The sequence below is a fragment of the Stenotrophomonas sp. YJH_SMC_12-1 genome, from assembly GCF_059370935.1.
Genome location: NZ_JCAFUD010000011.1, coordinates 73,215 through 86,319 on the forward strand (window position 1 = coordinate 73,215; position 13,105 = coordinate 86,319).

Annotated in this window: 12 protein-coding genes; 7 read left to right on the top strand and 5 right to left on the bottom strand. The window is 67.4% G+C overall.

From position 1 onward, the window contains the following. Window positions 1–4: 4 nt before the first annotated feature. From lldD to AC5P8Y_RS18560, 3 genes are all read left to right on the top strand, one after another. Window positions 5–1,144, top strand: coding sequence for an FMN-dependent L-lactate dehydrogenase LldD (gene lldD / locus AC5P8Y_RS18550; RefSeq protein WP_049403504.1), 1,140 nt, complete (start codon window positions 5–7; stop codon window positions 1,142–1,144). After that, window positions 1,141–2,841 (top strand): D-lactate dehydrogenase, encoded by a 1,701-nt coding sequence (dld, locus tag AC5P8Y_RS18555; protein WP_495202124.1) that lies wholly within the window; start codon window positions 1,141–1,143, stop codon window positions 2,839–2,841. Before lldD ends, dld begins: the two co-directional genes overlap by 4 nt. A gap of 110 nt (window positions 2,842–2,951) precedes the next feature. Then, the gene (locus AC5P8Y_RS18560; protein ID WP_049430999.1) at window positions 2,952–3,836 is read left to right on the top strand and encodes a hypothetical protein; all 885 of its coding nucleotides are present in this window, start codon (window positions 2,952–2,954) and stop codon (window positions 3,834–3,836) included. A gap of 94 nt (window positions 3,837–3,930) precedes the next feature. Here the strand turns inward: AC5P8Y_RS18560 and AC5P8Y_RS18565 are convergent, their stop codons facing one another. Further along, the gene (locus AC5P8Y_RS18565; protein ID WP_005413768.1) at window positions 3,931–4,227 is read right to left on the bottom strand and encodes a hypothetical protein; all 297 of its coding nucleotides are present in this window, start codon (window positions 4,225–4,227) and stop codon (window positions 3,931–3,933) included. A 171-nt stretch (window positions 4,228–4,398) separates the two neighbouring features. Between AC5P8Y_RS18565 and AC5P8Y_RS18570 the strand changes: the two genes are divergently transcribed. Beyond that, entirely contained in the window at window positions 4,399–5,085 is a 687-nt protein-coding gene (locus tag AC5P8Y_RS18570; protein ID WP_049452769.1) for a hypothetical protein, read from the top strand. 68 nt (window positions 5,086–5,153) lie between these two features. Continuing rightward, window positions 5,154–5,930 carry a CDP-diacylglycerol diphosphatase gene (locus tag AC5P8Y_RS18575; RefSeq protein ID WP_049403500.1) on the top strand — a complete coding sequence of 259 codons (777 nt, stop codon included), beginning with the start codon at window positions 5,154–5,156 and terminating at the stop codon, window positions 5,928–5,930. Here AC5P8Y_RS18575 and AC5P8Y_RS18580 read toward each other — a convergent pair. Continuing rightward, window positions 5,927–6,526 carry a GNAT family N-acetyltransferase gene (locus tag AC5P8Y_RS18580; RefSeq protein WP_049403499.1) on the bottom strand — a complete coding sequence of 200 codons (600 nt, stop codon included), beginning with the start codon at window positions 6,524–6,526 and terminating at the stop codon, window positions 5,927–5,929. The genes AC5P8Y_RS18575 and AC5P8Y_RS18580 overlap by 4 nt on opposite strands. 217 nt (window positions 6,527–6,743) lie before the next feature. Here AC5P8Y_RS18580 and AC5P8Y_RS18585 point away from each other — a divergent pair, with 217 nt between their 5' ends. Then, complete coding sequence (locus AC5P8Y_RS18585; protein WP_495202125.1) at window positions 6,744–9,470, top strand: TonB-dependent receptor plug domain-containing protein; 2,727 nt, start codon at window positions 6,744–6,746, stop codon at window positions 9,468–9,470. Window positions 9,471–9,550: 80 nt separating this feature from the next. Here the strand turns inward: AC5P8Y_RS18585 and AC5P8Y_RS18590 are convergent, their stop codons facing one another. Then, window positions 9,551–10,192 carry a hypothetical protein gene (locus AC5P8Y_RS18590; protein ID WP_033833898.1) on the bottom strand — a complete coding sequence of 214 codons (642 nt, stop codon included), beginning with the start codon at window positions 10,190–10,192 and terminating at the stop codon, window positions 9,551–9,553. Window positions 10,193–10,374: 182 nt separating this feature from the next. On the opposite strand from AC5P8Y_RS18590, the gene AC5P8Y_RS18595 reads away from it, so the two are divergent. Next, a complete protein-coding gene (locus AC5P8Y_RS18595) occupies window positions 10,375–11,535 on the top strand; it encodes an amidohydrolase family protein (RefSeq protein WP_111109148.1) in 1,161 nt (386 codons plus the stop codon). Between the two features lie 78 nt (window positions 11,536–11,613). Here AC5P8Y_RS18595 and AC5P8Y_RS18600 read toward each other — a convergent pair whose 3' ends face one another. Further along, window positions 11,614–12,051, bottom strand: coding sequence for a DUF3806 domain-containing protein (locus AC5P8Y_RS18600; RefSeq protein ID WP_049403496.1), 438 nt, complete (start codon window positions 12,049–12,051; stop codon window positions 11,614–11,616). A gap of 132 nt (window positions 12,052–12,183) precedes the next feature. Next, window positions 12,184–13,065: a LysR substrate-binding domain-containing protein gene (locus AC5P8Y_RS18605; protein ID WP_033833894.1), complete on the bottom strand. Its 882-nt coding sequence runs from the start codon at window positions 13,063–13,065 to the stop codon at window positions 12,184–12,186. Window positions 13,066–13,105: the final 40 nt, after the last annotated feature.

Sequence of the window (13,105 nt, forward strand, 5' to 3'; positions counted from 1 at the left end):
CCCCATGATCATCTCCGCCTCCACCGATTACCGTGCTGCAGCGCAACGCCGGCTGCCGCCGTTCCTGTTCCACTACATCGATGGCGGCGCGTATGCCGAGCACACGCTGAAGCGCAACGTTTCCGACCTGTCCGACATCGCGCTGCGCCAGCGCATCCTGCGCAACATGTCCGACCTGAGCCTGGAAACCGAGCTGTTCGGCGAAACGCTGGCGATGCCGGTGGCGCTGGCGCCGGTCGGCCTGACCGGCATGTACGCCCGGCGCGGTGAAGTGCAGGCAGCGCGCGCGGCCGACAGCCGCGGCATTCCGTTCACGCTGTCGACCGTATCGGTGTGCCCGATCGAGGAAGTGGCACCGGCCATCCAGCGGCCGATGTGGTTCCAGCTGTACGTGCTGCGCGACCGTGGCTTCATGCGCAACGCGCTGGAGCGGGCGCAGGCCGCGGGCGTGACCACGCTGGTGTTCACCGTGGACATGCCGGTGCCGGGCGCGCGCTACCGCGATGCACACTCCGGCATGAGCGGCCCGAATGCCTCGCTGCGCCGTATCGGCCAGGCCATCACCCATCCGCACTGGGCGTGGGACGTGGGACTGTTCGGCCGTCCGCATGATCTGGGCAACATCTCCACCTACCGTGGCAACCCGACCGGGCTGGAGGATTACATCGGCTGGCTGGGCAGCAACTTCGATCCCTCCATTTCCTGGAAGGACCTGGAGTGGATCCGCGAATTCTGGAAGGGCCCGATGGTGATCAAGGGTATCCTCGACCCGGATGACGCGCGTGATGCGGTCAGGTTCGGTGCCGATGGCATCGTGGTCTCCAACCACGGTGGCCGCCAGCTGGACGGCGTGCTGTCCACCGCACGCGCACTGCCGGCGATTGCCGACGCAGTACAGGGCGATCTGAAGATTCTCGCCGATTCGGGCATCCGTACCGGCCTGGACGTGGTGCGCATGTTGGCGCTCGGTGCCGATACCGTGCTGCTGGGGCGTGCCTTCGTCTATGCGCTGGCCGCGCAGGGCGAGGCCGGCGTGGCCAACCTGCTGGACCTGATCGCCAAGGAGATGCGCGTGGCGATGACACTGACCGGTGCGCGTCGCATCGCTGACATCGGCCGCGATTCGCTGGTCAGCCTGCCATGAGTGGCCACGATGCCGTGCTGGCACAGTTGCGCGACGCGGTCGGCAGCCGCCATGTACTGACCGGCGACAAGGCCACGCGCCGCTTCCGTCGCGGCTACCGCTTCGGCGATGGCCCGGTACTGGCGGTGGTGCGCCCGGGTACCTTGCTGGAACTGTGGCGCGTGCTGCAGGCAGCGGTGCAGGGTGGGGTGGCGATCATCCTGCAGGCGGCCAATACCGGGCTGACCGGTGGCTCGACCCCGGACGGCGATGACTACGGCCGGCCGATCGTGCTGGTCAGCACGCTGCGCCTGACCGGCATCCAGCTGTTGAACGAAGGCCGCCAGGTGCTCTGCCTGCCCGGTGCCACGCTCGACCGCCTGGAGCAGACGCTGGCACCGCTGGGCCGTGAACCGCATTCGGTGATCGGCTCGTCCTGCATCGGCGCCTCGGTGCTGGGCGGCATCTGCAACAACTCCGGCGGCGCGCTGGTGCGCCGTGGCCCGGCCTACACCGAGCTGGCGCTGTACGCGCGGGTCGATGCGCAGGGCCAACTACAGCTGGTCAACCATCTCGGCATCGCGCTGGGCGATACGCCCGAGCAGATCCTGCAGCGCCTGCAGGCAGGCGACTACAGTGCGTCGGATGTGGGGGACGGCGACGGCCGCGCAGCCTCCGATCCGCGCTACGCCGACGAAGTGCGCAAGGTCGACGCCGATACCCCGGCGCGCTTCAATGCTGATCCCAGCCGCCACTACGAGGCTGCCGGTTCGGCCGGCAAGCTGGCGGTGTTCGCGGTGCGCCTGGATACCTTCGAAAAGGAGGCCGCCGAAGTCTTCTACATCGGCAGCAACCGCACCGACAGCCTCACGGCGATCCGTCGCCAGCTGCTGACCGGCTTCAAGCGCCTGCCGATTGCCGGTGAGTACATCCACCGCGATGCCTACGACATCGGCGAGCGCTACGGCAAGGACAGCTTCCTGCTGATCGACCGCCTCGGCACCGCACGTGTACCTGCCGCGTTCGCATTGAAGAGCCGCGTCGACGGCTGGTTCGAACGGCTGGGCCTGCGTGGGGTGACCGACCGGGTGATGCAGGTGCTGACCGGCCTGCTGCCTTCGCACCTGCCCAAGCGCATGGGCGAGTTCCGCCAGCGTTATGAGCATCATCTGTTGCTGAAGGTCTCCGCGCAGGACGCAGCAGAAACCGAGGCCTGGCTGCGCGACTTCTTCACTGGCCACGAAGGTGGCTATTTCCACTGCACCGCGGAGGAGGGGCGCAAGGCGTTCCTGCATCGCTTCGCCGTGGCCGGTGCCGCGGTGCGCTACCGCGAAGTGCATCGCGGGCAGGTGCAGGACATCGTGGCGCTGGACATTGCCCTGCGCCGAGATGATGCCGATTGGTTCGAGCAGTTGCCGGCCGATATCGACGGTCGCCTGCTGCACAAGCTGTATTACGGGCACTTCCTGTGCCACGTGTTCCACCAGGACTACATCGCGCGCAAGGGTGAAGACCCGATGGCGATCGAGCACGCAATGTGGGCATTGCTGGACCAGCGTGGTGCCGAGTACCCGGCCGAGCACAATGTCGGTCACCTGTACCCGGCCAAGCCGGCGCTGGCCGGGTTCTACAGGCAGCTGGACCCGAGCAATACGTTCAATCCGGGTATCGGCCAGACCTCGAAGAAAAAAGGGTGGGGTGGCTGCGACTGCGGATGATGTAGAGCCGAGCCGGCGCTCAGCTGGTGTTTGTGGTGAGAAGCAGTCGAGCAGGCTCGACGCCGCCCGGTCAACGGTTACCATCGGAAGCCCATACGCAGGAGCCGTCCATGCCCACCGCTGCCGCCCGCGCCACCCTGTGCACTGCATTGCTGGCGACCCCGCTGCTGGCGCTGGCCCAGGGCGCGATCCTGCCGCAGCAGCGCGATGCCGCCGGCAACGTGATGGAGCCGCTGGGGCAGGTGCTGATCGCGAGTGAGACTGGACCGTCGGGGCTTTACGACTGCACCCGGGACGGCAACTGGTGCGTGCGCGTGCAGCCGGTCTCCGAGGAAGGGGACCGGCCCACCATGCTTGAAGTGCTGGAAAAGGTGCAGGGCCAAGGCAAGCCCCACAGCTATCACGTCAGCATCGATGTGCCGCAGGAAAGCGAGCTGAAACTCTGGCCCTGGATCGTACGCCTGGCCCCGGGTGTCGGTAGCGATGAACCGGTGACCGACCCGCAGCAGCGCGCCCGCCAGAACGTGCTGGTGGGCGGCATCGTCACGTTCAGCGCCATGTACTCCGGTGGCGGTGCCGATGCGTCCACGCTGCAGTTGGCACGGTTGCGCCATCTGCAGGACGACATCCAGGTGGACGATGATGTGCTGACCCTGCCATGGCTGGGCAACGCGATGATCCGTGCCTGCTTCAGCGAACAGGACAGCAAGCAGCGCGCAGGCGCCTGCCACGACGAGTACGGCTTTTCGGCGAAGCTGGCGCTGGACGTTGCAGAGCAGGGGATGCCGGTGCTGCGCTACCAGACGGTGGCGACCCGGTTCCCGGCCGGTGTTTCGCGCTTCGAGGATTCGCTGGCCAGGGGGCCGTTGAAGAAGCAGGATCTGCGCATCGAACAGGACCCGGCGTGTACCTACACGCGGCTGTTCCGCTTCGGGGCGGGGATGTTCCACCCGGACCAGGCACTGCCGGACTGTGCCGGCTATACCGAACCCTGAATTGTAGAGTCGAGCGATGCTCGACGGGTCTTCGGATGGGCGGCGCGAAAAGCCAGTCGAGCATGGCTCGACCCTACAAATGCGGTGGTGGCGCTTACTCGCAGCGCGTGGACGTGATGATGTTGTCCTTGTCCACGAACACGCGCAGGCGGTCCTGGCGGATGTCCTTGGTGGTGATGGTGCTGGGGCCGATCGGGTTGACCAGGCCGGCACCACTCTCGCGGGACAGGCGGCGGATGTTGGGCTCGTTGGCCGGCTGGCCGATCGCCCAGCCCAGCTGGCTGGCGTCGCAGCGGCCGCTGCCTTTGACCTCCGGGCCAGGGGTGCTGACGCAGGCCGACAGCAGCAGGGCAGAGGCTGGCAGCAACAGGGACAGACGGAATGCAGACATGCGAGCGCTCCTGCGCAGGGGAAGATGGCGGGAACGATAGCACCGAGCGTGCGAAAGGCGTCAGCACCCCGGTCATTGCCGGCACAGCGTGGTCATTGCATAGTGGGAGCAATGGCTGGCAATACGCCAGCGGGCAGGCCGGGCCTTTCCGGCGCAGGTGTTGGATACGGTATGACGGCAGGCAGTTTCCGCGGCAAGGACAAGACGATGACGGCGCTGGTGTTGTCGTTGCTGGGCGTAGCGTTTGCCGCCTCCGCCTCCGCCTCCGCCTCCGCCTCCGCCTCCGCTGCCGATCCGGAACCCGCGCCGGTCGAAACCCCGGTATTCGGTGCCTGGCGCAACCTGCAGACCGAATCCGGCTACGCACCGGCCCAGCGTAACCTGGCCTTCGCCATGCTGCCGCAGGCGGCCACCCGCGGTGACCGTTTCGCCATTCTTGACCGCGAAGGCAAGCGCACGGTGTGCTGCCTGCAGGTGGCCAGCCCCTCGCTGGGCGTGGCCGCGCTGCGCGAGCAGTACCACCTGCCGCAGGCCTGGGTGACCGACCTGAGCAATGGCCGCAGCCCCGCACGTCCCTATGTGCCGCACGTCTATGCGATGCAGCGGGTGGACGAGCTGGCCGACTACAGCTTCGCCGATGTGCCTGGCGCCTACAGTGACCTGGGCGGGCTGCTGATTCCGGAAGGTGCCGCGCTGGAGGCCGACGGCAGCGCCGTGCGCCTGGGGGACACCCGCTACCCGCTGCATTTCCAGCGCCAGCCGCACGCCGATGACGATGGGGCGCTGGACCGCTACAGCCTGCAGGCCGGCGAGGGTGCCGCCCCGATCGTGGTTGAAGTGCCGTTCGGCACCTACTGATTGCAGCTTCGCACTGGCTAGAATGCAGCGCGGCGCTGTCTGCCGTGCCTGCTTCGTGAGTCGTTGCCGTGTCCCTGCGCCCCTTCCTGCTGTCGTCCCTGCTGCTGTTGTCCGCCTGTGCCAGTGCGCCGCCGCCGCCCGCCCATTCCGATGCATTGTGGCGATTGATCGAACGTGACTGCCGGGGCCCCGAAGGTCCACGCGGCGACTGCCTGCACGTGGAGACAGCCGCAGACCGCCGCGATGTGCTGGTCAAGGATGCGCACGGCGACTACCAGTTCCTGCTGATGCCGCTGGACAAGGTGAGCGGTATCGAGAGCCGCAGCCTGTACCAGCGTGGTGCACCGAACTACTTCGCTGCCGCCTGGCAGGCGCGCAGCCACACCGAACAGGCCTTGCGGCAACCGCTGCCGCGCAACGTCGCCAGCCTGGCGTTGAACTCGCCGCACGGCCGCTCGCAGCACCAGCTGCATATCCACGTGGATTGCCTGCGTGCCGACGTGCTGCAGGCGCTGGACACGCATGCTGCCGCCCTCGGCAGCCGCTGGGCACCGCTGCCGGTGCTGCTGCGCGGCCATCAATACCAGGCACGCCTGCTGGCGGGCGCGGAACTGACCGCCAATCCGCTCAATCTGCTGGCTTACGACCTCGCAGGCGTGGACGACGTTGGTCAGTGGAGCCTGGTCGTGGCCGGCCGGGACGCCGTGCAGGGCGGCCCGGGCTTCATCCTGCTGGCGACCCGGGTGGACGCAGGCACCGGCAACGAGGCCAGTGCCGAAGAACTGCAGGACCACGTCTGCTCGGTGCTGACCGGCGCAGGCGACGCGTTGGAGCGGGTCCGCTAACCCGGTGGCTGCTGGCGGCTGCGCCAGACCGGTGCAGTCAGCGCCAGCAGCTGGCGATCCTGCCAGCCATCCAGATCCAGATGATGGTCGCGCAGCAGGCCTTCGTGCTCGAAGCCGAAGGCGTGCAGCGCAGTGGCGAACGGGTCACTGCAGTCCGGTGGCAGCATCACGAACAGGCGGTGCACGCCCACATCCTCGAACAGGAACGGGCACAGCGCGCGCAGCGCTGCATCCACGTGCGGGTGCCAATGCTGCAGCGACAGCAGCTCGGCGCAGCGCGTATGCAGGGACTGCAGGCGGACATGCAGCTGGTCCAGGACAGTGCCGTGCTCGTCATCGAACACACCCAGCAGCAGCTGGTCGTTGTCCTGCTCCAGCCGCGAGCGATGCATGTGGGCAAGGAAGCGGGCTTCTTCGTCGATACCGGCCGGATGGCGGCGGCCGCGCCGGCGGCGGTCATCGAACAGGCGCCAGCGCGGCAGGTCGGTACGCTGGAACGGGCGCAGGGTGACCGGTGCGGCCTGCAGCTGCAGCAGGTGACGGCGCAACACCGGGCGCAGCGGGGGGAGGGGGGATGTGGGGTACGGGGTCATCATCCCCGGAACGATGGCAATGCCCGGTTCGCCAGACCATTCAAAAGATTGCAAAAACGCGACGACCACCGGGCGGAGCCTGATTCGGTTCAGGCATAAGTCCATCAGGGCTGGTCATTTCCGTTGAAACCATCCATTCAGGACACTTTCGTTACGGGATCGTTATGCGCCGCGCAGGCCTCCGGTCCCATACCACCCGTCCAACTCCCCCAGGAAGCCCATGTCTGCCTCCCACAAGGCGCTGCGCCCGCGTCCGCTGGTGCTCGCGCTGTCGTCCCTGATGCTGGTCTCGTCGCCGGCCTTCGCGCAGGAAAGCGCACCCACCTCATTGCAGGAAGTGAAGGTCACCGGCTCGCGCATTCCGCGCGCCAGTGTCGAAGGGCCGTCGCCGGTGACCGTGATCAGCCGCGAGCAGATCGACGCGCAGGGCTACCGCAACGCGTTCGACGCGCTGAGCGCCCTGACCGAAAACACCGGCAACGTGCAGGGTGAGGACTTCGGCAACACCTTCACTCCGGCCGCCAACACCATCAACCTGCGCGGGCTGGGCCCGAACCGCACGCTGGTGCTGGTCAACGGACGCCGCCAGGCCGACTACCCGCTGGCCTACGAGGGCTCGGTGAACGTGGTCAACCTGGCCAACATTCCCAGTGCGCTGATCGAGCGCATCGAGGTCTTGGCGGCCGGTGCGTCGGCGGTGTATGGCTCCGACGCCATCGCCGGCGTGGTCAACATCATCCTCAAGGACCGCTTTGAGGGTGTGGACGTGAACGTGCGGGCCGGCGGCACCCAGCAGGGCGGTGGCGACAACCAGCGCGCGCAGGTGGTTGGTGGCAGTTCCGGCGAGCGCTGGGATGCGCTGTTCGGCTTCGAGTTCGATGTGCGCAAGGCGATCCATGCGCGCCAGCGCGATTTCATGGACTCGCTGGATGATGACCCGGCTGGCAAGGCGCCGCAGGCGACCGCGATCGCGTATCGCCGCAACGCCGCGACCGGTCGCAACATCGATCCGGGCGCCAATGGCTGCGACGCGGCGTCGGATATCTATGGCGGCAGCGTGTTCCGTGCCTTCAACCCGCGCCAGGGCTGGTATTGCGGCAGCAACGAGGCCGCCGCCAGCTACTGGACGGTGCAGACCGAGAAGCGCAACCTCAACGGCTACGGCCTGCTGACCTTCCACGTCAACGAGACCACCGACCTGTTCGCCGATCTGGCCGTGGGCAGCGCACGCATCACCAACAACACCCGTGCGCCCACCTGGACCTCGGCCCGCAACTACTTCTACAACCAGACCACCGGCAACCTGGAAAGCTGGTACCGCCGGTTTGCGCCCGAGGAAATCGGTGGCCTGCCGCGCAATGCCAACCGCTTCCTGGAAAACTCGTGGTCATTCAACGTCGGCGCGCGCGGCCAGATCGGCGACAGTGGCTGGGACTATGAGGCGGTCTACAGCCGTTCGCGTTACGAGAACCGCACCCGCCGCCCGGTGCTGCTGGCCGGTATCAACGAATACCTGCTGGGCCCGAAGCTGGGCGTGCGCAATGGCGTAGAGGTCTATGCGCCGGATCTCGCGCGCCTGTTCCAGCCGCTGAGCCCGAACGAGTACCAGAGCCTGTCCGGCTACCAGGAGAGCCGCAACGCGGCGTGGCTGCAGACCGTCAGCGCCAGCGTCAACGGCCGGCTGTTCGCACTGCCCGGTGGCGACGCTGCGCTGGCCGCGGTGGTCGAAGCTGGCAACCAGGGCTATCGTAATCGACCGGACCCGCGACTGGGCACCGGTGAATTCTGGAACACCAGCGCCGGTATTGGTGCCGGTGGCGAGCGCGACCGCTATGCTGCCGGCGTGGAGCTGCAGCTGCCGTTGCTGCAGTCGCTGACCACCACCCTGGCCGGGCGCTATGACCAGTACCGAGCCGGTGGTGAGCACATCGGCAAGGCGACCTGGAGCTTTGGCGTCGAGTTCCGCCCGATCGAGAGCCTGCTGATCCGTGGTACCGCTGCCACCAGCTTCCGGGCGCCGGACATGAACTACGTGTTCGCGACCGAGACGCGTGGTTACAACCCGGGCATGACTGATTACTGGCGCTGCCGCACCGCAGGCCAGTCGTATGACAACTGCGACTACAACGGCCTGTCGATCGATTACAGCAACCGTGCCAACCCGCAGCTGCAGCCGGAATCGGCCAAGTCGTATGGCTTCGGCGTGGTCTGGTCGCCGGCGGCTGGCTTGGATTTCAGTGCCGATTACTACGACATCCGCATCGACAACGAGGTGACCAGCCTCGATACCAGCCGCATCCTGCGCGACGAGGCCGATTGCCGGTTGGGAAAGACGCTGGGCGGCGAAGCGCGTGACATCGGCTCACCGCTGTGCCAGGACGCGCTGTCGCGTGTGATCCGCAACCCGTCCAATGCAACCGTGCAGCCGGACCAGGTGACCCGTGTGCTGATCAATCCGATCAACGCCGCCTCTGAATCGGTTCGCGGCCTGGACCTGAAGGGCAACTGGCGATTCGATGCCGGTCGCTATGGCCGCTTCACCACGCGCCTGGCCTACACCGTGGTGCTGGAGCACAAATACCGGCAGTTCTCCGATGATCCGGAGCGTGACATCCGCAATTCGCTGGATGACTACCAGTGGCGCAGCAAGGCCAACGGCAGCATCACCTGGAACCAGGGTGACTGGACCACCACGCTGTACGGCAACCGCTTCGGCTCGCTGCCGAAGACCGATGGCAGTGGCCGCATCGCGCCGTACATGACGTACAACGCCAGCGTGTTCCGCCAGTTCGGCGAGAACCTGTCGGTGGGCGTGATCGTCAACAACCTGCGTGACAGCCGCCCGCCGGCGGACAAGAACGGTGGCGGCTGGCCGTTCTACCCGGTCGGCAACTACGACCCGTATGGCCGCCAGTACTGGGTGCAGCTGGACTACCGGTTCCGCTGATCCGGCAGGCGAACGAAAGGCCCGGCATTGCCGGGCCTTCTGCTGTGTCGATATCCGCCGTGATGGCGCGCGCCGCTCGCCTAGGGCAGTGCCTGCTGCAGGTACGACTCGATGACGTAGCTGAAAGGCTGCTGCTGGCGGTCGCGCAACAGGGCACGCACCTCCAGGATCACGCCGCGGTCGCCTTTGCCCCGCGGCGGCCAGAACGTCTGGTCGGCCAAGGTCTGGCGCTGGAAACCGAGCGGGCCGACCACGCGACCGAACGGTTCATCGGTGCTGTCCAGCACCTGGTTCATGGCCGGGCTGAGGTGGCCAGGCAGGTACCAGTTGTCGGCCTCGGACAGTACGCGGCTACCGCAGACCAGCTGCACGCGGCGATAGCGCAGGTCGGTACCCGGCTTCACGCCCAGCGCCTGCAGCACGTCGGTGGGGGCAGGCTTGTCCTGGCCGTGTACGCGCACTGCACGCACCCGCGCCTGTTCGGCCAGGCCGTGTTCGGCACACCAGTGTTCCAGCGTGGCGGTGGCGCTCTGCCCGGACAGCACGCGCTGGTGCAGGCGCTCGACCAGCGCTGCCGGGGCGATGCGCTGCTGGCCCGGCGGTGACTGCAGCGGCGCGGCAGCCGCTGCATCGGTGGCGGACAGGCTGGCGATCGGGGCGGCGGCAAGCAGGGACGCGGCCTGCCAGCGGCGGAGACGATCGTGGCGGTCGGACGGGCCCATGCGGCATCACAGCGGAAACAGGTGCCCATGTTACCCGTTCAGGGGTGTGCACGGCGTGGCTGCGACCGGTTGTCGCAGGGCAGTCATCGTTCTGGTGAATGCGTGCCATCCAGATATTTCGTTGGCCGATGGCTGCGGCGAGGCGCACGATGGCGCCATTCTTGGCATTCCGGGAGTTCCCGATGACCCTCCAGTTCGTCCATGGCGGTGTCGACCGCGACGGTGCGCCACTGCATTTCCATATCCGTGATGGCCGCATCAGCGGGCTCAATGGCGAGGCCACGCCCGTCGAAGGGGCGGAATGCGTCGACCTGCAGGGCTTCGCGGTGCTGCCCGGGCTGATCGACGGCCACATTCACCTCGACAAGAGCTTCGTCGGCGACCGTTGGCACCCGCACCAGCCGGTGAACAGCCTGCGTGAGCGGCTGGCGGTGGAGAAGGCGGCGGTGGCGGGTGCGGCACCGATGGTGGACCGTGCCGAGGCGCTGATCCGCCAATGCAGTGCTTTCGGTACGGTGGCGATGCGCTGCCATGTCGATATCGACGGCAGCACCGGTCTCGGCCATCTCGAAGCGGTGCGCGAGGCGGCACTGCGCTGCGCCGACATCATGCGGATCCAGCTGGTGGCGTTTCCGCAGGCCGGGGTGATGTCCTGTCCCGGCACCGCCGCCGTACTGGAGCAGGCGCTTGCCGCGGGCGTGGAGGTGCTCGGCGGCATCGACCCGACCACGCTCGATGGTGATGCCGAAGGCCAGCTGGCGCTGCTGTTCGGCCTGGCCGAGCGTTACGGCGTGCAGCTGGACATCCACCTGCACGAGCCCGGCGAAACCGGCCTGGCCCAGCTGCTGCGCATCGCCGCGCGGACGCGGGCCGCCGGCCTGCAGGGGCGGGTTGCGGTCAGCCATGCCTATTCGCTGGGCGAAGTGCCGCTGGCGCGCGCGCTGCAGGTGGGCGAAGCACTGGCCACGGCGGGTGTGGCGATCATGAGCAACGCGCCGGGCGATCATCCGTTCCCGCCGCTGCGCGCGCTGCATGATGCCGGTGTGCGCGTGTTCGCAGGCAATGACAACATCCGCGACTGCTGGTGGCCGTATGGCAATGGCGACCTGCTGCAGCGCGCGATGTTGCTGGGCTACCGTTCCGGGTTCTACACCGACGCCGACCTGATGCTGGCGCTGGACATGGTCACCACCCACGCCGCGCAGGTGATCGGCCTGCCGCAGCATGGCATTGCCGAAGGCCGGCCGGCGACGTTCGTGGCCGTGCGTGCCGACCACGGCCCGGCCGCTGTGGCCGGGGTGCCGGTGGAGCGCCGCGTGGTGGTCGACGGCCGCTGGCTGTAGATCCACGTCATGGCGTGGATGGCACCATCGCGTGGTCTCATTCATCCACGCATGGCGTGGATCTACCCCGATGTGCCGTCAGGCGTAATCGTCGGCGCGGGTGGCGACGAATTCCTCAAGCCACGCAAGCAGGTGGGCGATGTCGATGATCTCGCCCTGCTCGGCGCGCTTGAGCAGCAGCGTGCTGGCGCCGATCTGCAGGCTGCTGTTGGCATAACGCAGCACCGCGTCGATGCCCCAGGCATCGGTGACCTGCATCCAGGCCAGGCCCGGCACGCGCTGGGCCAGGGTGTCACCGAATGCCACGCCCAGCGCTTCCCAGCCATCGCAGTCGGCACGATCGATCAGCTCGGCATCGACCACGCGCTGCAGTGTGCTGGCCGCCAGCGGCCACTGCACCGGCAACGTCGGGAAGCCGGCCGCCACGCGCGCGGCGATCAGCGAGCGCTGGTGCTGCAGATGCGTCTGCAGCGCCGCAGGCAGCGGATCGAAGCGGGTAGGGATTTCATCGGACATGGCAGGGCGCCGTGGGGCACGGAAACAACAGGCACTCTACGAGGCGATTGTTGCCCGCTATACGGCCGGAGTGACCATGTTTCGATGCGTGATGCGCGAAAGGCATCCACGCAAGGCGTGGATCTACTGTGGTCAGTCCGGTTCGCGTTGCACCTGCCGCCACAGCTCGCTGGCCAGTGCGCGCACGGCATCATCGGCGTCCGCGCGATGCAGCAGGCCGATCTCGTAGTTGTCGATCACCGGCAGCTCGCGCTCTCCATCGATGATGCGGTGCTCGCGGCTGACCGCGCGGCGCGGCAGCAGGCTGATGCCGATGCCATCGGCCACCGCGCCCTGGATGCCGCTCAGCGACGAGCTGGTGAAGGCGATGCGCCAGCGCAGGCCCAGCGCTTCCACGGCATGGATCATCTCGTCGCGGTACAGCCCGCGCGGGGGGAAGGTGACCAGCGGCAGCGGGTCCTGCTGCAGGCAGCTGCTGCGCAGGCTGTCGATCCAGTGCATCGGCTCGCGCCGGCAATGCACCGCCTGGCGGCTGTTGCGGCGTTGCTTGACCAGCACCAGGTCCAGCTCGCCGTGGTCGAAGCCCTGCGCCAGATCGCGGCTGAGGCCGCTGCTGATCTCCAGCTTCACCTGCGGGTGGCGACGGCTGAAGGCGGCCAGCATACGCGTGGTCTGTGCGTTGACGAAGTCCTCGGGAACACCGATGCGGACCGCGGTCTCCACCGTTGCACCGGCCAGCGCCTGCGCCATTTCCTCGTTCAGGTCGAGCATGCGCCGCGCGTAGCCGAGCAGGGTGTGGCCGGCATCAGTGGGGTGCACGTCGCGATGGCCGCGTTCAAGCAGGCGATGCCCGGCCAGTTCCTCCAGCCGGCGCACCTTCTGGCTGACCGTGGACTGGGTCGAATGCAGGCGCGTGGCCGCCGTGGTGAAGCTGCCGCAGTCGGCCACCATCACCAGCGCCCGCAGCAGGTCCAGTTCGAACAGGGTTCTATTCGATTTGGCACTGTCTTGCATTTGAACATTTCACTTCTGGATACCCAGGCCGACTTCTACC

Excerpts from the sequence above, each read along its gene's own strand:
- AC5P8Y_RS18605 (WP_033833894.1), bottom strand. The coding sequence starts at position 13,065 with ATGCAAGACAGTGCCAAATCGAATAGAACCCTGTTCGAACTGGACCTG.
- lldD (WP_049403504.1), top strand. The coding sequence starts at position 5 with ATGATCATCTCCGCCTCCACCGATTACCGTGCTGCAGCGCAACGCCGG.
- AC5P8Y_RS18600 (WP_049403496.1), bottom strand. The coding sequence starts at position 12,051 with ATGTCCGATGAAATCCCTACCCGCTTCGATCCGCTGCCTGCGGCGCTG.
- dld (WP_495202124.1), top strand. The coding sequence starts at position 1,141 with ATGAGTGGCCACGATGCCGTGCTGGCACAGTTGCGCGACGCGGTCGGC.
- AC5P8Y_RS18560 (WP_049430999.1), top strand. The coding sequence starts at position 2,952 with ATGCCCACCGCTGCCGCCCGCGCCACCCTGTGCACTGCATTGCTGGCG.
- AC5P8Y_RS18585 (WP_495202125.1), top strand. The coding sequence starts at position 6,744 with ATGTCTGCCTCCCACAAGGCGCTGCGCCCGCGTCCGCTGGTGCTCGCG.
- AC5P8Y_RS18580 (WP_049403499.1), bottom strand. The coding sequence starts at position 6,526 with ATGATGACCCCGTACCCCACATCCCCCCTCCCCCCGCTGCGCCCGGTG.
- AC5P8Y_RS18590 (WP_033833898.1), bottom strand. The coding sequence starts at position 10,192 with ATGGGCCCGTCCGACCGCCACGATCGTCTCCGCCGCTGGCAGGCCGCG.
- AC5P8Y_RS18595 (WP_111109148.1), top strand. The coding sequence starts at position 10,375 with ATGACCCTCCAGTTCGTCCATGGCGGTGTCGACCGCGACGGTGCGCCA.
- AC5P8Y_RS18565 (WP_005413768.1), bottom strand. The coding sequence starts at position 4,227 with ATGTCTGCATTCCGTCTGTCCCTGTTGCTGCCAGCCTCTGCCCTGCTG.
- AC5P8Y_RS18570 (WP_049452769.1), top strand. The coding sequence starts at position 4,399 with ATGACGGCAGGCAGTTTCCGCGGCAAGGACAAGACGATGACGGCGCTG.